At 31.5% G+C, this 25,474-nt stretch carries 21 protein-coding genes; 3 read left to right on the top strand and 18 right to left on the bottom strand.

Annotated features, from left to right (window positions below):
- The first annotated feature begins 246 nt into the window (after window positions 1-246).
- Window positions 247-1,152, top strand: a complete 906-nt coding sequence (locus HMPREF2576_RS08055; RefSeq protein ID WP_001830902.1) for a transglycosylase domain-containing protein — start codon at window positions 247-249, stop codon at window positions 1,150-1,152.
- A gap of 89 nt (window positions 1,153-1,241) precedes the next feature.
- Here the strand turns inward: HMPREF2576_RS08055 and HMPREF2576_RS08050 are convergent, their stop codons facing one another.
- From HMPREF2576_RS08050 to HMPREF2576_RS08000, 11 genes are all read right to left on the bottom strand, one after another.
- Window positions 1,242-2,909, bottom strand: a complete 1,668-nt coding sequence (locus tag HMPREF2576_RS08050; protein WP_002440219.1) for a formate--tetrahydrofolate ligase — start codon at window positions 2,907-2,909, stop codon at window positions 1,242-1,244.
- A gap of 419 nt (window positions 2,910-3,328) precedes the next feature.
- Window positions 3,329-4,318 (bottom strand): catabolite control protein A, encoded by a 990-nt coding sequence (ccpA, locus tag HMPREF2576_RS08045; RefSeq protein ID WP_001830844.1) that lies wholly within the window; start codon window positions 4,316-4,318, stop codon window positions 3,329-3,331.
- 255 nt (window positions 4,319-4,573) lie between these two features.
- Window positions 4,574-5,665 (bottom strand): bifunctional 3-deoxy-7-phosphoheptulonate synthase/chorismate mutase, encoded by a 1,092-nt coding sequence (locus HMPREF2576_RS08040; RefSeq protein WP_001830908.1) that lies wholly within the window; start codon window positions 5,663-5,665, stop codon window positions 4,574-4,576.
- 434 nt (window positions 5,666-6,099) lie between these two features.
- Window positions 6,100-7,323: a YtxH domain-containing protein gene (locus HMPREF2576_RS08035; RefSeq protein ID WP_070856189.1), complete on the bottom strand. Its 1,224-nt coding sequence runs from the start codon at window positions 7,321-7,323 to the stop codon at window positions 6,100-6,102.
- A gap of 77 nt (window positions 7,324-7,400) precedes the next feature.
- Window positions 7,401-7,892 (bottom strand): DUF948 domain-containing protein, encoded by a 492-nt coding sequence (locus HMPREF2576_RS08030; RefSeq protein WP_001830868.1) that lies wholly within the window; start codon window positions 7,890-7,892, stop codon window positions 7,401-7,403.
- Window positions 7,893-7,966: 74 nt separating this feature from the next.
- Entirely contained in the window at window positions 7,967-9,280 is a 1,314-nt protein-coding gene (gene murC / locus HMPREF2576_RS08025; protein WP_001830747.1) for a UDP-N-acetylmuramate--L-alanine ligase, read from the bottom strand.
- Window positions 9,281-9,300: 20 nt separating this feature from the next.
- Window positions 9,301-12,810, bottom strand: a complete 3,510-nt coding sequence (locus tag HMPREF2576_RS08020; RefSeq protein WP_070856191.1) for a DNA translocase FtsK — start codon at window positions 12,808-12,810, stop codon at window positions 9,301-9,303.
- Between the two features lie 20 nt (window positions 12,811-12,830).
- Window positions 12,831-13,427: a YtpR family tRNA-binding protein gene (gene ytpR, locus HMPREF2576_RS08015; RefSeq protein ID WP_001830779.1), complete on the bottom strand. Its 597-nt coding sequence runs from the start codon at window positions 13,425-13,427 to the stop codon at window positions 12,831-12,833.
- Window positions 13,428-13,449: 22 nt separating this feature from the next.
- Complete coding sequence (locus HMPREF2576_RS08010; protein ID WP_001832670.1) at window positions 13,450-14,304, bottom strand: DUF1444 domain-containing protein; 855 nt, start codon at window positions 14,302-14,304, stop codon at window positions 13,450-13,452.
- A gap of 137 nt (window positions 14,305-14,441) precedes the next feature.
- Window positions 14,442-14,753: a thioredoxin family protein gene (locus HMPREF2576_RS08005; protein ID WP_001830792.1), complete on the bottom strand. Its 312-nt coding sequence runs from the start codon at window positions 14,751-14,753 to the stop codon at window positions 14,442-14,444.
- Between the two features lie 5 nt (window positions 14,754-14,758).
- Complete coding sequence (locus HMPREF2576_RS08000) at window positions 14,759-15,844, bottom strand: M42 family metallopeptidase (protein WP_002456454.1); 1,086 nt, start codon at window positions 15,842-15,844, stop codon at window positions 14,759-14,761.
- Between the two features lie 84 nt (window positions 15,845-15,928).
- Between HMPREF2576_RS08000 and HMPREF2576_RS07995 the strand changes: the two genes are divergently transcribed.
- Window positions 15,929-16,243 carry a PepSY domain-containing protein gene (locus HMPREF2576_RS07995; RefSeq protein ID WP_002470419.1) on the top strand — a complete coding sequence of 105 codons (315 nt, stop codon included), beginning with the start codon at window positions 15,929-15,931 and terminating at the stop codon, window positions 16,241-16,243.
- A 162-nt stretch (window positions 16,244-16,405) separates the two neighbouring features.
- Here the strand turns inward: HMPREF2576_RS07995 and trmB are convergent, their stop codons facing one another.
- From trmB to HMPREF2576_RS07960, 7 genes are all read right to left on the bottom strand, one after another.
- Window positions 16,406-17,053, bottom strand: coding sequence for a tRNA (guanosine(46)-N7)-methyltransferase TrmB (gene trmB, locus HMPREF2576_RS07990; protein WP_002493957.1), 648 nt, complete (start codon window positions 17,051-17,053; stop codon window positions 16,406-16,408).
- A gap of 13 nt (window positions 17,054-17,066) precedes the next feature.
- Window positions 17,067-17,858 (bottom strand): phosphotransferase family protein, encoded by a 792-nt coding sequence (locus HMPREF2576_RS07985; RefSeq protein WP_001830846.1) that lies wholly within the window; start codon window positions 17,856-17,858, stop codon window positions 17,067-17,069.
- Window positions 17,859-18,244: 386 nt separating this feature from the next.
- Window positions 18,245-19,093, bottom strand: coding sequence for a D-amino-acid transaminase (gene dat / locus HMPREF2576_RS07980; RefSeq protein WP_001830829.1), 849 nt, complete (start codon window positions 19,091-19,093; stop codon window positions 18,245-18,247).
- 3 nt (window positions 19,094-19,096) lie between these two features.
- A complete protein-coding gene (gene pepV / locus HMPREF2576_RS07975; RefSeq protein ID WP_029376465.1) occupies window positions 19,097-20,506 on the bottom strand; it encodes a dipeptidase PepV in 1,410 nt (469 codons plus the stop codon).
- 307 nt (window positions 20,507-20,813) lie between these two features.
- On the bottom strand, window positions 20,814-21,242 hold the full coding sequence (locus HMPREF2576_RS07970; protein WP_001830757.1) for a YtxH domain-containing protein: 429 nt from the start codon (window positions 21,240-21,242) through the stop codon (window positions 20,814-20,816).
- Window positions 21,243-21,259: 17 nt separating this feature from the next.
- Window positions 21,260-21,952: a pseudouridine synthase gene (locus HMPREF2576_RS07965; RefSeq protein WP_001830817.1), complete on the bottom strand. Its 693-nt coding sequence runs from the start codon at window positions 21,950-21,952 to the stop codon at window positions 21,260-21,262.
- On the bottom strand, window positions 21,949-23,610 hold the full coding sequence (locus HMPREF2576_RS07960; protein WP_001830740.1) for a putative polysaccharide biosynthesis protein: 1,662 nt from the start codon (window positions 23,608-23,610) through the stop codon (window positions 21,949-21,951). Before HMPREF2576_RS07960 ends, HMPREF2576_RS07965 begins: the two co-directional genes overlap by 4 nt.
- Before the next feature lie 272 nt (window positions 23,611-23,882).
- On the opposite strand from HMPREF2576_RS07960, the gene HMPREF2576_RS07955 reads away from it, so the two are divergent.
- A complete protein-coding gene (locus tag HMPREF2576_RS07955; RefSeq protein WP_001830813.1) occupies window positions 23,883-25,145 on the top strand; it encodes a BaiN/RdsA family NAD(P)/FAD-dependent oxidoreductase in 1,263 nt (420 codons plus the stop codon).
- The last annotated feature ends 329 nt before the right edge of the window (window positions 25,146-25,474 follow it).

Raw genomic sequence — 25,474 nt, 5'->3', positions numbered from 1 at the left:
TACTCATAAATATCTCTATTAATGATACGTTCATTAATAAAACGTTGAATAATAAAAATAGCAAGGTGTATTCACCAATAAGAAACTACTAGTTCACAGCCACCACTAGTTCTCTTTAAGCTTTCTCAAAAGTTACTTGTCCTTTATATTCAAAACATATTGAATTGAATATTATTATAGTTAACATTATTTTAAAAGTCAACTTTCAAGATATGGTATACTATATCTAACTTTAGGAGGTATCTAATGCATTTCAACAAGTATCAAATACTAACTACAGATAAATATACTAAATTTGAACATTTATATAAGAAGGTCAAACATATATGTGTCGTAATTTTTTTGGTGGTTTTTTTGATTGGTTTTATTATACTGTTGTCATTAGTATTATACTTCCAACAACTAACTAAAGATGCTTCGTCAATAAGTGATCGAGAGTTGAAAGCAAAAATCCTTCATATACCTGGCGATGAGCTAATAAATCATAATAATCAAATTTTAGAAGAATATGATCATTCACAAAATACACTCATAGTTGGACCGAACCATGTAAATTCAAATATTATACATGCACTTACAGCCTCTGAAGATACATTATTTTATAAACATAACGGTATTATGCCTAAAGCACTTTTAAGGGCGATGCTTCAAGATATCACAAATTCAAACCAATCTTCTGGTGGTAGTACTATCACGCAACAATTAGTAAAAAATCAAGTGCTCTCAAATAAAAAAACTTATAGTCGTAAAGCAAATGAAATTATCTTGGCTACACGGGTCGAAAATTTATTATCAAAAGATGAAATCATATATACGTATTTAAATATCGTCCCATTTGGTCATGACTACAACGGTGCCAATATAACTGGTATATCGTCTGCTTCATATAGTCTGTTTGGTATACCTGCAAAAGATTTGAATATTGCACAATCAGCTTATCTCATTGGCTTACTGCAAAGTCCATACGGCTATACGCCTTATGACGAACACGGCAAAGTAAAGCCTTACCATCTTTTAAAATTGAGCATGAAACGTCAACAATACGTACTTAAACGTATGCGTGTTGAAGGAAAAATTTCTAAACAACAATACGAAAACGCTAAAAAATACAATATTAAACAGCACTTGCTGAAACAATCGAAAGACGAATAAAAATCAGATATATTTATCGAAATTTTTGAAATGAAAAGAGAGCGAGCAATATTTATTAATAACACTGTCTCACTCTCTTTTTTATTTTCTTAGAAAAGACCTATTGCTTTCCCATCATCAGTAACATCCATATTTAGTGCAGCTGGTTTCTTCGGTAAACCAGGCATAGTCATTATAGCACCAGTTAATGCAACGATGAATCCAGCGCCTGTTTTGGCTTCAAGTTCTCTAATTGTTATTTCAAAATCATTCGGGGCACCTAACAATGTCTGATCATCACTAAATGAATATTGAGTTTTAGCCATACAAATCGGATATTCATCCCAGCCATTCTCTTTAAATTGCTTTAATTGTTTTTGTGCTTTACTACTGAAATTTACTTTTGAACCTCCATAAATTTCTTTAACAATTGTTTCAATTTTAGCTTCGAGTGGTTGTTTTAACTCATATAAATGCTTAAAGTTTTGAGGTTCCTGCATTACATCGAACACTTGGTTAGCAAGTTCAATTCCACCTTCTCCACCTTTTTCCCATACTTCTGTTAAAGCAATACGCACTTGATTATCTTTAGCCCATTGTTTCACACACGCTGTTTCAGAAGGTGTGTCATGAATAAATGCATTTAAAGCTACTATTGGTTCGACACCGTATTTTTTAATATTATTCACATGTCTTTCAAGATTAACAAGTCCCGCTTCAACAGCCTCTATGTTCTCATGTTGAAGTTGGTCTTTTGCAACACCACCGTGCATTTTCAAAGCACGAATCGTTGCTACAACAACAACTGCTGATGGATCGAAACCTGCTTCACGAGCTTTAATGTTCATAAACTTCTCGGCACCTAAATCAGAACCAAATCCTGCTTCTGTAACAACAATATCAGATAAGTTTCTAGCAGTTTCAGTTGCTAATATAGAGTTACAACCATGAGCAATATTGGCAAAAGGGCCTCCGTGAACAAGAGCTGGAGTTCCCTCAATTGTTTGAACTAAATTTGGTTTAATCGCATCTTTAAGTATTAAAGTTAATGCACCTTCTACTTTCAAATCAGAAACTGTTATAGGTTTATGATGACGTGTATAACCAATGGTAATTCGACTTATTTTTTCTTTTAAATCTTTGATATTTCGGCTTAGACATAAAATAGCCATTATCTCTGACGCAACTGTTATATTAAAACCATCTTCTCTAGGTACTCCGTGAGTTGTACCACCTAATCCTACGTTAACATGACGTAACGCACGATCATTCATATCTAAAACACGTTTCCATTCAATTCTTCGTTGATCAATTCCCAATTCATTTCCTTGATGTAGGTGGTTGTCGATAAATGCGGAAAGTGCATTGTTTGCAGTAGTAATTGCATGAAAATCACCATTAAAATGTAAATTAATATCTTCCATAGGAAGTACTTGAGCATAACCACCACCTGTTGCGCCTCCTTTAATACCAAAAGTTGGTCCTAAGGCAGGTTCTCGTAATGCAACAGTAACATTATGATTCAACTTGTTAAATGCATCTGCTAAACCTACAGTTACTGTGGATTTTCCTTCACCAGCTGGTGTTGGGCTCATAGCAGTTACTAATACGACTTTCCCTTTTTTCTCCTGTTCTTGTATCTGATTAATATCTATTTTAGCTTTATAGTGGCCGTATGGTTCTAAAGCATCCTCAGTAATCCCTACTTTTCTTGCAATTTCACTTATTGGTTTAAGTTTTGATAAGTTTGCTATTTCTAAATCTGATAATTGTGCCAAAATATTCAGCCCCTTGATTTTATATAATTAACGAGTTATATGAATCATGATAACCGACTTACATTTAAATGTCGAATATTTTAATATATTTAGTGCTAAAAGTTCGTTATTTTAGAAATAATCATGCTATTCGTATTCTGGATACATAAGAAATTTTTCACAAAAGTTACACGTATAACAATACTTGTAATTCATTGATATGAAAATAATCGTATTTACCCATAAAATTACTAAATATTTAATTGTACTAACAAGAACAGTTATAAAGTTATTCCTTAGTAATGTGTGTTAAAGTGAATTTAAATAGAAAAATTGATTGATTCAGATACAATGAGTGAATATGAAAAACACTCTATAATGAAAATATTTATTTCACTATAGAGCATTAATATAGATATCTTATATGTCACTAATTATTATTACTGAGTTGTCCCACGGTATTCTATTCTATGAGGCAATATGACATTAGGATTTTCAATTTCTTCATCGTTCATGTATTTAGTCAGTAATCTCATTCCAACAGCACCAATATCATACAATGGTTGAATAACACTAGATAACTGTGGTCTCACCATTTCTACTAAACGTGTATTGTTAAAACTAATAATCTGTAAGTCTTCAGGTACTTTCACTCCAGCATCTTGTGCACTATGCAATATACCTATTGCTTGCTCATCACTAATACAAAGAACAGCATCTGGTAAATTCGATTGCAATTGTTCAAATGTTTTTATACCTGATTTGTAACTTTCATTGCCAGTTAAATGTAATGTATCGTCTAATTTTAGTTGATGCTGACTTAAAACATTTTTAAGGCCCTCTAAAACATCATCTTGTGCCTTTATAGAGTATTCTCCACCTATTAAAGAAAATGTTTTAGCACCCTTCTCTATAAGATATTGTGTTGCTTCTTCGGCTGCTTGTTTAAAATCAATATTTACAGATGCAATATGATCATCCTTACCATCCGTTCCAGAAACTACGACTGGTACAGATGATTGATTAATAAGACTTTTAATTTCTTCAGAAATAGTTCCACCTAAGAAAATAATACCATCGACTTGTTTACTTAATAAATTATTAAAAATTTCTTTTTCTTTTTCTGGATCATTATCTGAGTTTGAGATAATTGAGTGATATTTGTACATTGTTGCAATATCTTCTAAACCTCTTGCAAGTTGAGAATAATAAACATTTGAAATATCGGGAATTATAACTCCAACTGTCGTTGTACGTTTACTTGCAAGACCTCTTGCAACTGCGTTAGGTCGATAGTTTAACCTTTTAATGACTTCATTTACTTTATTACGTGTTTCTGGTTTAACATTTTGGTTTCCATTTACTACACGTGAAACAGTTGCCATTGATACCCTAGCCTCTCGGGCTACATCATAAATTGTAACTGTCATAATTTCCTCCTTGTAAACGTTTTATTTGTTATTATAACGTGTTTTCATATCATTTTCAAAGTTTATCATATTTGTATAGTTTGTGAAATCATTTTATGTTTTTGTCACAATTCTGTTAAAAACTCCGTTACATTTAATATTTTTTATGTGATTTTTTATTAATGGGTTGGTATAAATAAAATTTCCCATAGCTCAAAAGTATATTGAACTATGGGAAATTATCACTTATTTAATTGTATAACGATACATGATTTACTATTTCAGTTTCTTCGAATTGTACATATCAGCAAGTGGTTTTAATTCGTGATAAAATTGATTGAATTCATTAAGATCCATTTGTTGACCGGCATCACTTAACGCAACAGAAGGATCTGGATGAACTTCAGCCATAACTCCATCAGCACCAACGGCTAAAGCCGCTTTCGCTGTCGGTAACATAATATCTTTTCTACCTGTACTATGCGTTACATCAACCATAACAGGTAGATGTGTTCCTTGCTTTAAAATAGGTACAGCAGAGATATCTAATGTATTTCTAGTTGCTTTTTCGTATGTACGAATACCTCTCTCACATAAAATAATATTTCGGTTACCTTGTGAAGCAATATATTCTGCTGCATAGATAAATTCTTCTATCGTTGCTGATAAACCACGTTTCAATAAAATAGGTTTATCTGTACGACCAGCTTCTTTGAGTAACTCAAAATTTTGCATATTTCTAGCACCAATTTGGAAAACATCCAAATAATCTGAAGCGATTTCGAAATCATTTGGGTTAACTATTTCACTTACTACATTTAAGTTATATTTATCTTTAACATTTTTCAAAATTTTGAGACCTTCTACTCCAAGACCTTGGAAATCATAAGGAGAAGTTCTCGGCTTAAACGCTCCGCCACGAATAAATTTCTCGCCTTTAGCCTGCAAATCTTGTGCTACAGCATCAACTTGTTCTTGTGATTCTACAGAACAAGGACCAAATACAAATGATTTATTACCATCACCAATGATTCCACCATTATCAAATTTAACGATCGTATCTTCAGGTTTCAATTTACGTGATACATAAAGATGTTTTTCATTTTCTGATTTTTGTAAATCTGTAGAGGCTTTAAAAATTTCTTTAAATAATTGCTTAATCACATTGTCGTTAAATGGACCTTTATTTTTATCTAATAGCTGATTAATCATTTCCTTTTCACGCTGAGGATCATATACTCGTGTACCTTGCTTAATTTTTTCTTCACCAATTTTCTGTGCTAATTCTCCTCGCTTCGATAGTAATTCTAATATTTGATCATTTAAGGAAACAATTTCTTCTCTATACTGTTCTAGTTTATTAGTCATTTCTACTCACCTCTAAGATATAGTTCCGCATAAAGTATGTTACTTTAAAGCGATAAAATTAAAAATATTCAAATCTAATTTTAACAATTTCACATTTATAGTTCAAGCGTCAATTTACAGAAAATACTAAATCTTCTGTAAATTTATGTAAGTAATAATTTGTTAAATAATGACATTACAATATTATTTAAATGTTAAAAGAGATAGGAACGAACTGAATATAAATTCGTCGTCCTACCTCAAGATTTCAGATATTATTTAAATATCTAATTTTAAAGTGAAATAATCTCTTAAATTAATGACTTAAATTTAAAATTTAACATAATAATTACAATAGTTAGTAAATCGTGTTAAGTAGATAAAGAATATAACTTTTATAATGTTCAATACACTTCATTTTACTCTTTATCATTGTTAATATTTAAAACTCGAGATTAATCATTAAATGTTCGTTTTTCAATTTTGCTACTAGTTTTTTCTACTTTTTGTTGTTTATTACGTTTGTTTTGGTTAGGTGTATGTTGCTGTTTGCCTTTGGAATCCTCTTTATTTGCTGTTATATTCTTAGTCTGATTCGAATTTTTTTGGCTGTGCGGATTATTTGAATGTTTTTTAGATTCAGTAATAAGTGTAGGGATACGCTTCAATTTTGTTTGAGCTTTAGCAATTGATGGTTCTTTTAACAACGCTTCTGTAAGTTGTGTTTCTTTAGAGCCATTTGTGAGCTTAGATCTTTTTTCTTTTGCTGCCTGTGCTAAGCGATAAGCAACTGAATTAGTATCTGATGCTTGAGATTGATTTAAATTAGTTACAAGATTTGGAACATCAGAGTTATTTGAAGCTTTTATAGCTTCTTCTTGCATTAGATTTTTCGTGTTACTAGCAACTTCATTATTATTATTTATTCTATCTTTTTTTGCTTTTGCCGCTGCAGCTAATTTTTCTGTTTCAGTTTCTGACTTACTTTTAGTATCTTCTCCACTTGCAGAAGGGTTTGCTAAATCATGATTGCGTGCTTCTTCTTTAACTGCCGTTTGAGCAATTGCAATTTCTTCAGCAGAAGGTTCTTTCTCACTATCTATGTGCGTCGTAGATGTTTTATTGTTTGAATCAACTTCACTTTTAGCTTCTTGAATTGCCTGCGCTTCCGGTGATTCATCCGCTAAGTCTGTTTCGTGTTGAATAGCATTTTGTTGAGCTGCTAATTCTGTTGCTGATGGTCTCACATCATCCACTTGTTTTGTTTCTTTTTTTGCTTCTTGAATTGCTTGCGCTTCCGGTGATTCATCCGCTAAGTCTGTTTCGCGTTGAATAGCAGCTTTTTGAGCTTGTAATTCATCTGCATGGATATTATCTTTGGAATCATATTTTAATTGCTCAACTTTAGATTTAACAGAAACCACTGTATCTTCCGCTCGTTGTCTATAGTTTTCAACTTTACTACGTAAATCTTGTTCTTTTTCTTTCAATTCATCCGTTTTTTTATATATTTTATTTTTATAGTACAATCCAACAGCAGAACCTACTATCGCACTTGCTATGAAACTAACTACAAAATCCTTACGCTTCAATGAGTTAGATTGTGAACGAGATGTGCGATGATACAATTCTTCGCTTGTATGGCTTTTCTCGAAATTATCACGATTATAATGTTCCATAAACTTTCCTCCTAAAACAAAAGCACTTAAATAAGTAAAAGCCTCATTTAAGTGCATTTGTCATTAAATAGTATTAATTATTTATTAACACGTGAATTGTAGCTATGATTTGCATCATCTGCTACAGTGTTTGTTTTGTAGTTTGCACTTCCTCTACGATTGTATCTGTTTTGCCATTTGTCAGCAATTTCCATTGCAACATTTGACCATTGTACAACTTGAGAAATTTTATCTTCATTTTGAGAAATATTGTGCGTAATTGAGTTTGTAACTCTATCTACAGATCCATTTAAGTTTTGTACTGAGTCTCCAATGCCCTTAACAGCATCAACTACAGAATTTAAACGATCAACTTTACCTTGAATATCTTCAGTTAAGCGATTCACTTTATGAAGTAAATCAGTCGTTTCACGAGTAATACCTTGAACTTGACCTTCAACACCATCTAGTGTTTTAGCCACATAGTCTAAATTCTTTTTAACAGAAATAAGTACCACGACGATACCGATACATAAAATTAAAAACGCTATCGCAGCAATGATTCCTGCAATTGGTAAAATCCAATCCATTAAAAACGCCTCCTAATTACCATAAAATAAAAGTCATTAATATTTAATACCCATGATGCTTTTATATAAACATATTAAAAATCATTTTTTACGCCTAATTTTTCAAAATAAGCTTTTAGTAACTTTTGAATGTCACCAGCGCCCATAAATAAAATTACAGCGTTATCAAATTTTTCTAATACGTCAATACTATTTTCATCTATAAGCGTCGAGCCGTCAATACGATTGATTAAATCTTCTATAGTTAAATCTCCCGTATTTTCTCTTATTGAACCGAATATTTCACATAAAAATACTTGGTCTGCCTTACTTAAACTCTCAGCAAATTCGTTTAAAAATGCTTGAGTTCTTGAGAACGTATGTGGTTGAAAAACGGCAACAACATCTTTTTTCGGATATTTTTTTCGCGCTGTCTCAATTGTAGCACTAATTTCTCTTGGATGGTGTGCATAATCGTCTACTAATACTTGATTTGATACTTTTGTTTCATTAAAACGACGTTTTACACCACCAAATGTTATCAGTGCTTCTTTAATATTTTCTACATTCATGTTTTCTAAATAACTAATTGCTATTACAGCAAGTGCGTTTAGAATGTTGTGATTTCCATATTGTGGGGATAAGAATTGATCATAAAATTCGCCTTTAATATATACATCAAATTGCGTACCCTTTTCAGTAATTTGAATATTTTTAGCATAGATGTCATCTGTTTCTTTAAAGCCATAATAATAAACCGGAATATCTACATCTAATTTACGTAAATATTCATCATCACCCCAAGCAATAATTCCTTTCTTAACATTTAACGCCATATGTTGGAATGCATCATAAACATCATCGATATTTTTAAAATAATCTGGATGGTCAAAATCAATATTAGTCATAATTGCATAATCTGGATGATAACTTAAGAAGTGCCTACGGTATTCACAAGCCTCAAAAGCAAAATAGTCACTTCCTGGTAGTCCCATACCTGTACCATCACCGATTAGGAATGATGTCTTTTTATCTCCATTCATCACATGTGACAACAAACCAGTTGTAGACGTTTTACCGTGTGCACCTGTAACAGCAACAGATGTATATTGATTTATAACATGACCAAGAAAGTCATGATATTTTATAATATCAAGCTTTAATTCATGTGCCCTAACAATTTCTTCATGATTATCAGGAAATGCATTACCTTGGATGACAACCATTTCTTTTGTAATATTATTTGCATCAAAAGGTAAAATTTTAATCCCTTTATTTCTTAATGCAACTTCTGTAAAAACGTATGATTCTATGTCTGAACCTTGTACTTCATGACCGAGGTCATGCATGATTTGTGCTAATGAACTCATGCCTGAGCCTTTAATTCCGACAAAATGATAGTGTGTCATTTCAATACTCCTTACTCATTTTATTCTTTACTTAAATCCGCTTCTGTAATATAAACATCCCTTGGTTTAGAACCATTAGCACCTGAAATATATCCTAATTGTTCTAGCTGATCGATAATTCTTGCCGCTCTGTTATAACCAATTTGGAAATGTCTTTGGATAAGAGAAGTAGAAATATGTCCCTCTTCAACCATAAACTCACATACATCATCAAATAAATCATCTTGTGCTTGAGTTTGTGTTTTCTTTAATAATTCTTTTTCTTCAAATAAATATTCAGGATCACGCTGTTGCTTAATAAAGTCAACAACTTCATCTATTTCGTCATCTGAAACAAATGTACCTTGAACACGTATAGGTTTATTCATACCGCTACCTAAATAAAGCATATCACCATAACCTAATAATCTTTCAGCGCCACCACTGTCTAAAATCGTTCTAGAATCAACACTCGATGAAACCATAAATGCAATTCTAGTAGGTATATTAGCTTTAATAAGACCAGTGATTACATTCACTGATGGTCGTTGTGTAGCAACTAACATATGGATACCACAAGCTCGAGCTTTTTGAGCTATACGTGCAATTGATTGTTCTACATCTTGTGGTGCCATCATCATAAGATCAGCTAACTCATCAATTACTATAACAATTTTAGGCATTCTTTGCTCATAAGGTGCTTTTTTATTGAAAGCAGTAATATTTCTGACATGATATTGAGCAAACAATTTATAACGTTTTTCCATTTCTTCAACAGCCCATTTTAAACTTTGTGTAGCTGCTTTTACATCTGTTATTACGGGTGATACAAGATGTGGTAAATCGTTATACGGTGCAAGTTCTACCATTTTCGGATCAATGAGTAATAAACGCAATTCTTCTGGATGATTTTTATAAAGTAAAGACATTAAGATACTATTGATACATACCGATTTGCCTGACCCTGTAGCACCAGCGATAAGTGCATGAGGCGTTTTAGCGATATCCATTAATAAGGGTTCATTATTAATTCGATAACCCATTGCAACTGTAAGTTTGGACTCTGTATTTTTAAATTTAGGTGATTCAATAATTGACCTTAAATTCACTTTAGTAGGATTTTGATTTGGCACTTCAATACCTACTAAACTTGTACCTGGAATTGGTGCTTCAATTCTAATATCTTTAGCAGCTAAAGCCATTTTTATATCATCTTGTAATGCCGTGATTCTTGATACTTTGACACCTTTTTCAACAGATAATTCGAATCGAGTAACACTCGGTCCTTCTGTTACATTTTTCACTTCCGCAGGCACATTGAAATAATATAATGCGTCGTTTAATTCTTGCTTTTTATTATCTATCCAATCTTGATCTTTTTCATGTGGTTCTGGGGCTTCCAATAATTGATAACTCGGCAATTTAATATTCGGTCCTTTACGAATACGTTGAAAATTTTGATTTGATGTACTTGAATTTGAAGTTTGTGTATCAATATTTTTACTTTCATTTGTTGAATATTGTGACCGTTTTGAATGACTTATATTACTTTGATTGCCAGTTTCATTTGAATTGTTAATTTTAGCATGATTTGCGTTTTCAAAATGAAAATCATCTTGTAGCTTTTGTATTTGCTCATCCTGTTGTTTGGATGGTGTTTCATATACGTGCTCATCACTTGATGAATTCATATCATGCTCTATGCCATTAGATTCATAACTATTAGAATCGGTTTCTCTATTAGTATTGATTTGTTTAAATTCTTCAGATTTATTAGATTCGCTGTCTTTTCTATGATTTGCATTCGCTTGTTTTTCAGGTTTAAGCTCTGGAACACTTACTTTTTTGTGGTTTTGATCCATCATTCTCTTTTTATCTGATGGTGTCATTAAAACATTAAACGGTCTACTACCACCAAAACGTTGTTTTCTTGTTTGACCTGTATCAGAATTTGAAGATTTTGATGAATTTACATTTTTTAATTTTACATTCTTATCTTGTTCTAAATGATTGTTTGTATTAGATTCAATTATCTCGTCACTAACTTTTGCACTTGTTGTTCCATCTAAGTGTGTAATTTCTGTATCATTTTTATCTTCATTTGATTTAGCTCTTTCAGTGTTATTATCTACACTTGCACTGATTGCATTATCATACATATTTGAAGTACTTGATTTTGAACTAATTATATCGTCTTGAGAGTTACTTTGGTTTTGTTGTCGGTTATCATCTAATTCGTGATATTCGGCATCTTCTACTTCCGCATCATCATTAGAATGATAATGATTTGATGATACTAAATCTTCATCATTTTTAGATTCAGTTTCTTCTTCATTAACTTTATATACATCTGATGTCGTATCTAAGTTAATTTCTTCGTAGTTAAATAAAGGTGTGTTATTTTGGGCTTCTTTATTGTCAATGTTGCTGCTATTTGATTGTTTCTCTAGACTATTAGATGACGAATCTTGATTACTTTCATTTTCTAAATCCAATGAACTTTCGCCTGTGTAATGTTGGGCTTGCTTAGCATACATTTCATCAATAGCTTGTTGAATTGAATCCTCTTCTGACTGTTGATTTTGTTGACGTTTTTGTTGTAAGGCTTTCTTAAAACGTCGTTTCTGTAGAACTTTACGTTCTCTTTCTCTTCTGATTTCTTCTACAATTTGTGAAGCATAGATATTTTCAATATTAATCGTATTATCTACTTTAGAGTAATTTGGTGTTTTACGCTTAGTAGTTTGATAATTTGACTTTTCAACATTATGCATATTTTCTGATGATGACTCAGTTTGAGCAGTTGTTTGTTGTTTTTTCTGTTGATTTTTTTCAATATTGTTATCGTTACTATTAGAAACATTTTTTGATGCATCTATTGATTTCGTTGAATGCGAGACTTCATCCTGTTGAACAGTCTCTTTATCATTTAATTCCTTATGTTCTGGCGGTATGACACCATTCTCAATCGGTCTTCGTTTTTTTGTACCAAAAATTGCTGAGGGTACCTCGCTTGATTTAAAACTATGATTTAAATATGTAAATTCAGGAGATGTCGACGTATTCTTAGTGTTTGCTTTGTTTTTGATATTTTCAGATTGTATTGATTTACGTTGTTGTGAAGATTTCTTATTGTCGTTTTGATTAAAAACACTGTTATTATTTGTATAATTGTTATCTGCAAATTGCTTTTGTTGTGTAATCTTAGATTGATCGTGTTTTGAATACGCTTGGCGTCGGCGTCGATGTCTTTTACCAGAAGAATCAAATTCAGGATTATCATGCTGGTTATATGATCTCATTATATCGTTTGTTTCTTCTTGGTTATGTTCATTATAATTTTCATTTTTTTGCGTATATTCATTTTCAGAAACTTGTATTGGAAATCTAAATTTACCTCTTGGTCGACTATAAATATCATTATTTTGAGGCAGTAATGAGTCTTGATTATTTTGTTTTGTTTGCTGAGACTGACGTCTATTTTTATTTTTGCGTAACAAATCGTCGTTCGAACCGTTGTCATCGCCAAATAATTTATCAAACCAGCTCATAATTACACTACCTTTCTTAATTATTCAAAAAATGCCTGACCAATATCATAGTCATCGTTAAGTACCATAATTCCTTTTTCTTTAGGAGCATTAGGCAAATTTAATTCTTTCATTGAGCAAATCATACCACTAGAATCTACCCCACGTAATTGGGCATCTTTAATTACCATTCCGCTTGGCATAACGGCCCCAACTTTTGCAACAACGACCTTCTGACCAGATTCTACATTTGGAGCCCCACAAACAATTTGAAGTTTTTCAGTACCGACATTTACATTCAACACACTTAGTTTGTCTGCATTAGGGTGTTTTTCTTTAGTTTCTACGTAACCAACTACAAATTTAGGCGATACATCAGTATCAAGTTGATAATCAAAACCTGCTTCAGTAATCAGTTGTTGTAAATCTTTGATTAATTCAGTAGTTAGTTTAATATGTCCATTATCATTTATTGTCACATTATTAGACACATTAAATATATTATAACCTACTACCTCATTTTCTTTTTTGATTTCTACCACACCATGTTTTTGTTCATATTCAAAAGGACCAACTGAAGGTTCAATTTGAATAAATGCAACATCTCCAACACCTTTAGGATTGTAAAATAAGTTCATTTATAAAACTCCATTTCTATCATTAATCTTTTTTGAATTTTTTTCTGTTCGCTTCTAAACGTTGAATAACGTTAGGATCTCTTTTTTGTTTATTATTTTTCCCCAAAATAAATATTGGCTCTAGATGTCCGTTATCATAACCAAATGATAAAGAAGTAATCGGAACAAGTCCTTTAGTAAAGAATTCCATAGTCAAATGAGCCATAACATCATAACCTGTTTTATTTCTAATATCTGCAAGAATTAATACATCTTGATGTGGCACACCAACAAGCATTTCACCTTCACATTGGTGTTGAATATGATTTAAAAAAGAAGTATTTAAAATACGACTTGCATCATATCCATCATTTGTGTTGATGAAGTAAAAAATATTACCTTTAACTTCATCCGTACTATAGCGACACTCTAACTTACGAACATTAAATAGTGACATTTCTTTCACTTGTTGAGCAGTTAAATTTAACGTTTGTAACATATTTTCATCTATTAGCCGATAAGATTTCCCTAGATCAAGAGCGTAATATATATTAGTTTCAGCAGTATGTTCTGTTAACACAAATGCATGACCTTCCTTAGTTTCTTTGTCGAAACTTGTAGCTCTTATAACCGGCATAATTTGTATGTCCTCAACATTATTAATCACTTCATCACCCATCTGAGCGATTGCTTCCTCGACATAATAACAAATTTCATCTATAATTTTTTCTTTTTGTTCTTCATATTTTGCGACGATAGCGTTAAGTTTAATCGTTACACCTTTGTGATTGTCAATTCTTACAATACGTAACGTTTCTTCTTCTCTATCAAACTTGAATTCTACGTCTAAATGTTTTAAACGCGCTTTCAATTTATCTCTCATTTGGAAGACATTCATTATTAACACTCCCTATTTTCGCACCTTTTTACAGTTTACAATAAATAATGTTGAGTTAACAGAAAAAACTCAGATAATCACATTAATTTGTTATTATAAATTAATGTAGATTTGCTGAGTCATTTTCTGACTAATTATTAAATGTGTTGAGATAAAAATTGATCAATTTGATCAATTGATTTTCTCTCTTTACCTATATAGCTTCCTAAAAGTTGACCTTCTTTAAAGATAAGAAAACTAGGAATGCCTAAAATATCATTTTGAACACAAATATCTATAAATTGATCTCTATCTACAGACACAAATTGTAATTGACTGTATTTTTTCTCTAATTTAGGTAAATCCGGTTCAATTACTTTACAATCTGGACACCATCCAGCAGTGAATTCAAATACTGTATACCCTTTTTTTAATTCTTCAAATTGTTGTTCTGATTCAAGTTTAATCATAAATATCAAAATTCCTTTCCATATTGTAATTGTTGAATTTGTCCACTTGTTAAATGAATAATACTTTCTTTTAGCAAGTGACGTGCAGAAAAATAATCTCTAATATCAAAGACCGCATCAGTGCTATGAATATAACGCGCACATACTCCAATAACAGCTGTTGGTATACCTTCATTTTCTTTATGAATCTCCCCACCATCTGTACCACCTGGTGATATATAATATTGATATGCAATCTGATTTTCTTCTGCTAGCTTAAGGAGATAATCTCTAAATAATGGTTTAAGTATCATAGTACCATCTTTGATACGAATTAAAGTCCCCTCCCCTAACACACCAGAAAGTTGTTGTTTACCTTTGATATCATTTGCAGGGGAGCAATCGACAACGAATGCAATATCAGGATCAATTTGCTTTGCGGCAGCTTTAGCTCCTCTAAGTCCAACTTCTTCTTGTACATTGGCACCAACATATAAGTCAACATCTAGTTGAACGTCTTTTAATAATTCTAATATCTCAATAGCTAAGACACAACCATATCGATTGTCCCAGGCTTTCGCGCTGTATCTGTTTTTTGACAACTGAGTCATTATTGTGTGAGGAACTATTGTATCGCCCACCTCTACACCCCGATTGCGCACTTCTTCTGATGAAGAAGCACCAATATCTAGCATTAAATCTTTGATTTGAGGTATGCTTTCATTTCCTGTTCTAAAATGTTTAGGAATATTAGCAACTACACCTATGATTTCTTTACCGTATCTATTTTTTATTTTTAATCTTTGTCCTTGCCAAATATCATTAGCCACGCCACCTAAATTCGTAAATTGAATCATTCCATTATCATTAATATGAGTAATCATAAAACCTATTTCATCCATATGTGCTGCTATCATAACTCGAGGTGCGTTTTCTTTATTTGATTTTTTTATACCATAGAAACCACCCATCTTATTTTGAATAAACTTATCCACGTATGGTTCCATTTCACTTTTCATATAACTTCTCACTTCATCTTCAAAACCAGGTGCTCCATGAAGCTCTGTTAATATTTTAATTCGTTCCAATGTTTTTGAGTTATCAATAGTCATATAAAATCTCACTCCTTATGCTTAATTATATCATCTTCAATGTGGTAAACTAATGATATGAATTATGTAAGAGGAGAATTTGTGATGAAGTCAGTTAATTTTAAAAAAATAACTATATTGTTTTTTTCTACAGCTTTTTTTATATTAATCTTTTCTCTCATTTTTTTGACGAAGAAAAAACTGTATAACGCCGAATTATTACTAAATGAAGTCAAAACTTATTTTAGAGAAGTAAAAGGTTCCTATATTGTGCAAGAACCAATCGTTTTAGAAAATATAAATCATAATCAACCAATATACCAAGGTGGTATCACAGTATTAAAAAATGACCATCTTATTAATTATGAATTTTATGCAGATGCTGTGTCAGGACAAATCATTGATATAATTGAACTCTGAGGTAAAATTGATATTATATAATAATAATAAAAACCTATCACAATAACTTCGCCCCAAATGAATTTATATTTAAAATCATTTGGGGCTTTTTGTAAAAAAACCAACTTTCATGATAATTTTAAACATAAAAGTTGATTTGATATAAATGATAAGTTACCTATTCTATTCGAAACATTTATGAAATTTAGCTTCCATTCGATAAATACGAGATCCCTTTTCAGAGAATTTCTTCTCATATTCTGTCACTATATTATCTTCATCATCTTCATCGTGTAAATTTAAATTCATTTTAGTAAAGTACATTCCAAATTGCGACATACTTTCTATACTAAATGCGAACAAACCACGATTATCAGTTTTAAAATGAATTTCACCGTCATCTTTAAGTATTTGTTTATATAATGCAAGGTATGTATGATACGTCAAACGTCTTTTTGCATGGCGCTTTTTAGGCCAAGGATCTGAAAAATTTAAGTAAATTCTAGATATTTCTTTATCTTTGAAATACTCATTAAGCTCAATAGCATCATTACAAATCATTTTTAAATTTTTAAGACCCATTTCTTTTGTTTTATCAAGAACTTTGTACATCACACTTTTTTCACGTTCCATTGATACAAAATTAATCTCTGGATATTGTGCTGCTAATGTTGTTATAAATTGTCCCATTCCTGAACCAATTTCAATATAAATCGGTTGTTCTTTTTCGAACCACTCAGACATTTTACCTGCGTGAGCACCATCCATGTCTACTAAATCAGGATGGTTCTTTAAATAATCTTCGGCCCACGGTTTGTAACGAACTCTCATCATTAATTACTCCTTATATAAATAAGTTACTATTCATTACTTCATTTAAAAATTTCAGCCATGTATTCATATCTCTATAGCGTTTTTGTTCTTCATACCATTGAATAAGACCTATTGCTTGAATAACTGTGTACCATTTCATACGTTTATTCAAATTGACACTTTCTTCAACGCCATAAGTTTTAAACCACTGAGACCATTTGTTTTGAGGAACGTAATTGTAAAGCAGCATACCAATGTCAATCGCTGGGTCTGCAATCATTGCACCTTCCCAATCCACAAGGTAAAGTTCATCCCGATCTGATAATAACCAGTTGTTATGATTAACATCTCCATGTACAACAGTAAAGAAACGTGCGTCTAAATTCGGTATATGATCTTCAAGGTAAGTTAAAGCTCTTCTCACAACATGATGTGTCAAAACTTCTCTTGAAAGTGATGCGTTAATTTTATTCAACATAATGTCAGGCGTAATAGGTTCCATCTCCATACGCTTTAGCATAGTTAATAAAGGTCTTGAACCGTGAATTTTATGTAGTAGTTCAGCGACTCTTGTTTGGTTCATTTCATCTTCATTTAATTCTCTGCCATTTTTCCAATGCTGAGCTGTTACTACTTCACCTGTTTCAATACGTTTCGTCCAAACAAGTTTAGGTACAATTCCTTCTGCAGATAGCGCAGCAATAAAAGGATTTGAATTTCGTTTTAAAAATAATTTTTGTCCATCTTGTTCAGCCATATATGCTTCACCAGAAGCTCCTCCTGCCGAATCAAGTGTCCACCCTAACTGATAAAACTGCTCCAACACGTTCACCTCACTTTCAACTAGAAAATGGCTCAAGAAATAGTTTTTCGTGAGCCATATATTCTAATTTTTACAAAGCGTTTGTTTTTTACGCTTTACATTTAATTTGTTAACAGTTTATGTGAGCTATTTAAGTCAATACTTAGTCCCATCTTAATCAGACTTATTTAATCCGTTCATAATTTATCACTCATAAAAGATTTTATAATTTTTAGGGTTACATTTCAACTAAAAATCAGAAACAAAAAGATACATTTTACTAGTCTAATGTCTCTTTGATTTCTAAATCGCTTTATTATAAATTATAACACATTATAAGATCAGATTTACGGTGAAATAAGACAATTATTTTAAATTTTCATCCTCAAACTATAAATTTAAAAATTTTAAATACTATGCGATTGAATATACTTTTCAAATCCTTGTTGTAATTGTCGTGTTATAGTACCAACTTGTCCGTCTTGAACATTTTCACCATCAATTTTTGTAATTGGCATAACTTCTGCAGAAGTACTAGAAATGATAACTTCATCAGCACTTTTAAGAAATTCTACTGTAAATGTTTCTTCTTTGAATGGTATTTGTTCATCCTCTGCTATCCATTTTATGACACGGCGAGTAATTCCGTTCAATATAAAATTATTAACTGGATGCGTGTATATCACTCCATCTTTAATTGCGTAAACATTACTAGATGCACCCTCAGTGACAATATCACCTCGGTGTTGTATAGCCTCTGCAGCATTATATTTAACAGCATATTCTTTAGCTAATACATTTCCTAATAAATTTAAACTTTTAATATCACAACGTAACCATCTAATGTCTTCAGTTGTAATGGCATAAACTCCTTGTTCTAATTCTTCATAAGGTCTATCATAACTTTTTGTAAACGCCATAATAACAGGTTTTACAGGTGGTGTAGGAAATGAATGATTTCGAGGAGCAGCACCACGAGTAGCTTGTATATAAATACCGCCATTCACTACATTATTTTCTTTTAATAATCGGCGTACTAATTCAATTAATTCCTCAATAGTATAATTTAAATCTAGTCCTATTTCTTCAGCACTTCTTAAAAATCTTTCAAAATGCTCTTTAACGGTAAACAATTTCCCATCATATGCCCGTATATATTCATAGATTCCGTCCCCAAACACGTAGCCTCGATCTTCGTATGAAACCTTAGCATCCTCTTCATTAACAAATTCACCATTTATAAAAACTTTTGTCATAAATTAATCCTCCACACATAAAGCGTAAATAGCTTCTAAATAAATACTTGTTGCATTGATCAATTGCTTTTTAGTTATATACTCATTTTTTTGATGCATTAAATCTTCTGAATCTGCAAACATCGCACCAAATGCGACACCCTTATCTAAATTTCTCGCATATGTTCCTCCACCAATCGTATATGGTTCAGTCATATCACCTGTTTGATTTCTATATGCGTTTACAAGTGTTTTTACAAATGGATCATTTTTATCGACATAGTGTGGTTTTTGAACTTTGCCAAGTTCTAAATTAAAACCTAGTTCATTAATTTCACTTCTAAATCTATCGATTGCGTCTTCAAATTTAAATCCTTCGGGATATCTTAGATTAATACCATAACGGCCTGCTTTTTCTTTATCATAACTGATAACCCCGATATTAGTAGTGACATCTCCCATAATATCAGTATGGAACTTCATACCCATTTTTTCACCAAAGTGAGATTCAAATAAGTATCGCTCATTGAATTCTACGAAATCTTTTGCGCTTTTATTTAGATTAAGACTTGCTAAAAATTTAAGTAAAAACAATCCTGCATTAACACCTAAAGATGGATCCATGCCATGAACTGCTTTACCCTCAATTGTTAATATTAAAATACCACTGTCAACTGTACTTTCACCTTGTAGTTGATTTTGTTGTAAAAAGTTTTCAAAGTTTTGAATGACATCTGTCATATTTTCTTTGACGAGCACTTCTGCCTTAGCATAATCAGGAACCATATTGTATCTTTGACCAGATTCAAATTTTAATAACTCATAGTCAGGTTCATCTGTATCTTCTGTCACTTCATTTTGTACTAAATCAAAGGTTGTTATACCTTTTTCACCATGTATTGCTGGGAATTCTGCATCTGGAGCAAAACCTAAGGTAGGCATTTCTTCTGTTTTGAAATATCTGTCTGTACATTTCCAATCTGATTCTTCATCAGTTCCGATAATAATGTGTATACGTTTTTTCCAATCTACCTTCATCTCATTTAAAATTTTAACTGCATAATAGGCAGCAATGGTGGGTCCTTTATCATCCAGTGTCCCTCTGGCTATAATTGCATTGTCTGTCACTACTGGTTGGAATGGGTTTGAATCCCACCCATCGCCTGCGGGTACTACATCGACATGACATAAAATACCTAATACATCTTCTCCTTTACCAGCTTCAATTCTACCAGCTATATGATCAACGTCATGCGTTGAAAAACCATCTCTTTTACCTAAATTGTACATGTAATCAAGAGCTTCTCTCGGTCCTGGTCCCACAGGTGCATCAGCAGTGGCTTTAGAATCATCTCTGATGCTTTCTATAGATAATAAACCTTTAAGATCTTCAATCATTTGATTTTCGTACTCTAGAACCTTTTCTTTCCACATTCGAGATCAACTTCCTTTTTTTCTAAGTTATGTTCCATTTTACATGATGTTTAAAAGAAACTACAGTAAGATGTCAGAAAAATAACTTAATTTTTATTAATAAGTAGTGACTAAATGATTAACTTATATTTAAAAAATATATAAAAGCCTAGGTACAAATTAATGTCCTAGGCTTCTCTTATTCTTAACAATCGATGAACGGATTGAAAATAAACTAATAACACTTATGTTTAAAACGAATCTTTGTAATCACCGTGGAACAACGAATTGAATTCAAATTCTGTTCCACTAAATTTAAAATGTATAATTATTCTTTTTTATCTTGTAATGCATTTTTATTATTTTTTAAGTCATCTTCAGTAACAACTCTTAAATTGTTATTGACAGTTGCGCCGCCTTCAGCATCAAATTTTCCTTCTTCAATATCATCTTGTGTCTGATCATTTTTGCCAATAATTTTAGACTTTTCTTCTTCTAAAAATTCTTTAGGATTACTTTTGATACGTTCAACATAGTCTTTAGGGTTCTTCTTAACTTCTTGAATTGTTTCATTAGCTTTATTACCTATTTGAGTTGCTAAATCTTTAGCGCTAGATTTATATGATTCAGGATTTTCTTTATATTTATTATATTCTTGTTTAAGTTTATCTCGACTTTCTTTACGTGATAATGCTACAGCAGTAATTGCACCACCAATGCCTAATGCAATTTTAAATAAATTAGTACTTTTTCCCATTTTACATCTCTCCTTTGTTAGTTCTTAAGATTATCAAAATCTATTTGTGTTAACAAACGGTAACTACCCAAATCTAAATTATGATCTAGTTCTAGTTGAGCAATCTTTATGCGTTTCAATTCTAATACCTCATTTTCGATACTATGAAACATTCTTTTAACTTGATGATATTTTCCTTCGTAAATAGTGACATGCGATACATAATTATCAACTTTCTTTAAAATTGCAGGCTTTAATTTTCCATCTGATAATTCTATTCCGGATTTAAATTTATCAATATCGAATTGAGTTATTGGGTGTTTTGAATAGACTTCATAAGTCTTTGAAACATGCTTATTGGGATTCATTACTTCATGATTAAACTGTCCATCATTTGTAACAAGGAGTAATCCTTCTGTATCTTTGTCCAAACGTCCGACCGGAAAAATATTTAAATGTGCATATTCAGGTATCAAATCAATAATAGTAGGATGCACCTCATCCTCTGTCGCTGAAATATAACCTTTTGGTTTGTTTAACATGATATACACTTTGTCGATATAACTAACTACTTCATCATTTACCATTATCTCATCAGAATTAGGATTAACATGAAGTTTAGGTAACTTAACTATATTTTGGTTGACTTTAACAGATCCTTTTTTGAGTAACTGTTTAACTTCTGATCGCGTTCCAACACCCATATTAGCTAGAAATTTATCTAATCTCATCGCAACATCTTCACTTTACGTCTTATTTTAGCGGGAATATCACCTAAAAATTCATCAGCTAATTTAGTCTTGATTGTAATACCACCATAAATGATTGCTCCCACAATGACACCAATTGCAACAATAATCAAGTAATTAAATCTAGTTGGTTCCAAGAATAATCTTAAAATGAAGAAAATCACCTCAACCCCAATCATCATGATGATTGAAATTAGAATAATCTTAGCTAAATGTATCCAACTGTAACTAAATTTAAAGTTTGCATATTTTTTAAGAATATAGAAATTGCAACAAATTGCAAATAATAAAGCTATTGCTGTACTTAATACAGCGCCAGGTGTGTGTAATAACATAATTAAAGGATAATTGAGAATCAGTTTAATTAAAACAGATCCTAAAATAACAAAAACTGTTAGTTTTTGTTTATCGATACCCTGTAACATTGATGCTGTAACACTTAATAATGAAATTAAAATTGCAACAGGAGCATAATAAAATAATAATCTACTTCCATCGAAATTTGGATCGTGACCGTGAACAACTGGATCAAAACCATAGAATACTGTGAACAAAGGTTGCGCTAATGCCATGATACCAATACTAGCTGGAACAGTAATGAACATTAAAACTCCAATCGAAGTTCTAATTTGTCGATGCATCTCTGCATATCTACCTTCTTCATAGGTTTTAGTTATAAATGGTATTAAACTGACAGCAAATCCAGCACTTAATGATGTTGGAATCATTACTATTTTGTTTGTAGACATGTTTAACATGTTAAAGAATATATCTTGCAAACCAGGTTTGACACCTACAAGGTTAAGCGCACCATTATGAGTAAACTGATCGACCAAATTAAATAGTGGAAAATTCAAACTTACTATGACAAACGGTATACTATAAGCAATAATTTCTTTATACATTTTCCCGTATGAAACATTTAGATTCGCTGTATCTGAGTCGACCATTTTTTTAATATTTTTTCTTCTTTTAATCCAGTAATACCATAATGTAAGTATTCCTGCGATTGCACCTATTGCAGCTGCAAACGTTGCAATACCATTTGCCTGAAGAACTGTACCTCCAAATACATTGAGCGTTAAATAACTACCTACTAAAATAAATACAATTCTTGCAATTTGCTCTGTAACTTCTGACACTGCAGTAGGTCCCATCGATTTGTATCCTTGAAATATTCCTCTCCAAGTTGCGAGAACTGGAATAAATATAACTACCATACTTATTATTCTAATAATCCAAGTGATATCAGCTACTGTCCATCCACTATTACCATGAGTATTACGTGATAAGGTTAGTTCAGCTATGTATGGTGCTAATAAATATAAAACTAGGAAACCTACAATTCCTGTAATACTCATGACTACAAAACTTGATTTATAAAACTTCTGACTGACCTTATATGCACCTAGTGCATTATATTTAGCAACATATTTTGACGCGGCAAGCGGAACACCAGCTGTTGCTATAGCTATAGCTATATTGTATGGTGCATAAGCATAAGTAAAAGGTGCCATGTTGGCTTGTCCACCTATTAAAGCAGTAAACGGAATAATAAATAAGACACCTAATACTTTTGTAATTAAAATACTTATTGTAATTAAAAAGGTTCCACGAACCATTTCTTTACTTTCACTCATAACCTATCTTCCTATCTTAATAATTATTAATGCTTGTCAGTTCTATTTTTACTGTTAAACTCATTATCTTGCATTACTTTAAAATATATCACAAAATAATAGTTGTTTGTCCTATAAAGATAACTTTAATTAAAATCAATATGGACTTTAATAGACTCTCAACTTCAATTTTAATATTATTTGCCAAGTTTTATATTATAATTATTATCTTAAGCTTTGTCATCCTATTCCATTTACAATAATTAAGATAAAAAGGTGTGGAGGTTATCATCATGTATCAAACAATTGTTATCGGAGGTGGCCCAAGTGGGGCTATGGCTGCAGTTGCTGCAAGTGAAAAAAATAAATCAGTTTTATTAATCGAAAAGAAAAAAGGTCTTGGACGGAAACTAAAAATCTCAGGTGGTGGTCGTTGCAACGTAACTAATAGACTTCCATATGATGAAATCATAAAAAATATTCCGGGTAATGGTAAATTCCTATATAGCCCTTTTTCAGTTTTTGATAATCTTTCTATTATAAATTTTTTTGAAACCCGTGGAGTCAAACTTAAAGAAGAAGATCATGGTAGAATGTTTCCAGTTTCAAATAAATCTCAAGATGTTGTTGATGTGCTTATTAACCAACTCAAAGAAAATCATGTTGAGGTTAAGGAAGAAACACCAGTTGTCAGTGTTTCCTATGACCATAATTTTAAAGTTAAAACACAAATAGGTGAATTTGAAAGTCACAGTTTAATTATTGCTACAGGCGGTACATCAGTTCCTCAAACCGGTTCTACTGGAGATGGTTACAAATTTGCAAAATCTCTAGGTCATTCTATAACAGAATTATTCCCTACTGAAGTGCCTATCACTTCATCAGAAACTTTTATCAAATCAAATCGCTTAAAAGGGTTAAGTTTAAAAGATGTTAATTTATCGGTCTTAAAGAAAAATGGTAAAAAAAGAGTAAGTCATCAAATGGATATGATATTCACACATTTTGGAATTAGTGGTCCTGCTGCTCTTAGATGTAGTCAGTTTGTTTATAAAGAGCAGAAAAATCAAAAAAAGAAAAATATCCATATGCAATTAGATGTTTTTCCTGAACTAAACGTAGATCAACTATCTCAAAAAGTGAGAAAAATACTTAATGCAGAACCAGATAAATATATTAAAAATAGCTTGCGAGGATTAATAGAAGAGCGGTATTTATTGTTTATTCTCGAACAATCTGGTATTAATGATGAAATGACTGCACATCATTTATCAAATCAACAGTTTCAAACTTTTATTAATCTTCTAAAGACTTTTACCTTTACAGTAGATGGCACACTTCCATTAGACAAAGCTTTTGTGACAGGCGGCGGTATTTCTTTAAAAGAAATAGAACCAAAAACTATGATGTCTAAATTAGTGCCAGGATTATTTTTATGTGGCGAAGTCCTAGATATTCATGGATACACTGGAGGTTATAATATAACAAGCGCATTAGTTACGGGTCATGTTGCTGGAATGTTTGCTGGTGAATTTAAAATAGATCAAAACAAATAATTTTTATTATTAAACTTATCTAGATTGTACATAAACTAATTCATAAATAGTATTTCTTAATATTTCCACAACATAACCACCATTACAATTAATAATTTGTTATTAGAACGTGATAAAGGTATTCAACTCCATTAAATTTATAATTATTATATTTCACATATAGATGGTAAATATTAATAACTACCTTAAATGAACTGATTTAGTATTGAAAAGAATTTACATTTTGCTATTCTTAAAAGACGTATAATAATAGATTAGCGTCGATTTTATATTGAATATCTAAAAATACTCCCTTCAAAGTTTTCATTATATTAATGTCTACTTTGAAG

This window comes from Staphylococcus sp. HMSC063F05, from assembly GCF_001837075.1.
GTDB classification, from domain to species: domain Bacteria; phylum Bacillota; class Bacilli; order Staphylococcales; family Staphylococcaceae; genus Staphylococcus; species Staphylococcus epidermidis.
The sequence above is the reverse complement of the archived record's forward strand: the minus strand, read 5'-3'. Positions and strand labels throughout refer to the sequence as shown.

Coding starts and splice junctions, on each gene's coding strand:
- HMPREF2576_RS08005 (WP_001830792.1), bottom strand. CDS start 14,753: ATGATTAAACTTGAATCAGAACAACAATTTGAAGAATTAAAAAAAGGG.
- HMPREF2576_RS08020 (WP_070856191.1), bottom strand. CDS start 12,810: ATGAGCTGGTTTGATAAATTATTTGGCGATGACAACGGTTCGAACGAC.
- HMPREF2576_RS07960 (WP_001830740.1), bottom strand. CDS start 23,610: ATGAGTGAAAGTAAAGAAATGGTTCGTGGAACCTTTTTAATTACAATA.
- ytpR (WP_001830779.1), bottom strand. CDS start 13,427: ATGAACTTATTTTACAATCCTAAAGGTGTTGGAGATGTTGCATTTATT.
- HMPREF2576_RS08035 (WP_070856189.1), bottom strand. CDS start 7,323: ATGGAACATTATAATCGTGATAATTTCGAGAAAAGCCATACAAGCGAA.
- HMPREF2576_RS08000 (WP_002456454.1), bottom strand. CDS start 15,844: ATGACTATTGATAACTCAAAAACATTGGAACGAATTAAAATATTAACA.
- HMPREF2576_RS08040 (WP_001830908.1), bottom strand. CDS start 5,665: ATGACTAATAAACTAGAACAGTATAGAGAAGAAATTGTTTCCTTAAAT.
- pepV (WP_029376465.1), bottom strand. CDS start 20,506: ATGTGGAAAGAAAAGGTTCTAGAGTACGAAAATCAAATGATTGAAGAT.
- HMPREF2576_RS07995 (WP_002470419.1), top strand. CDS start 15,929: ATGAAGTCAGTTAATTTTAAAAAAATAACTATATTGTTTTTTTCTACA.
- HMPREF2576_RS07970 (WP_001830757.1), bottom strand. CDS start 21,242: ATGGGAAAAAGTACTAATTTATTTAAAATTGCATTAGGCATTGGTGGT.
- HMPREF2576_RS07955 (WP_001830813.1), top strand. CDS start 23,883: ATGTATCAAACAATTGTTATCGGAGGTGGCCCAAGTGGGGCTATGGCT.
- murC (WP_001830747.1), bottom strand. CDS start 9,280: ATGACACACTATCATTTTGTCGGAATTAAAGGCTCAGGCATGAGTTCA.
- HMPREF2576_RS07965 (WP_001830817.1), bottom strand. CDS start 21,952: ATGAGATTAGATAAATTTCTAGCTAATATGGGTGTTGGAACGCGATCA.
- ccpA (WP_001830844.1), bottom strand. CDS start 4,318: ATGACAGTTACAATTTATGATGTAGCCCGAGAGGCTAGGGTATCAATG.
- HMPREF2576_RS08030 (WP_001830868.1), bottom strand. CDS start 7,892: ATGGATTGGATTTTACCAATTGCAGGAATCATTGCTGCGATAGCGTTT.
- HMPREF2576_RS08055 (WP_001830902.1), top strand. CDS start 247: ATGCATTTCAACAAGTATCAAATACTAACTACAGATAAATATACTAAA.
- HMPREF2576_RS08010 (WP_001832670.1), bottom strand. CDS start 14,304: ATGAATGTCTTCCAAATGAGAGATAAATTGAAAGCGCGTTTAAAACAT.
- dat (WP_001830829.1), bottom strand. CDS start 19,093: ATGACAAAAGTTTTTATAAATGGTGAATTTGTTAATGAAGAGGATGCT.
- trmB (WP_002493957.1), bottom strand. CDS start 17,053: ATGAGAGTTCGTTACAAACCGTGGGCCGAAGATTATTTAAAGAACCAT.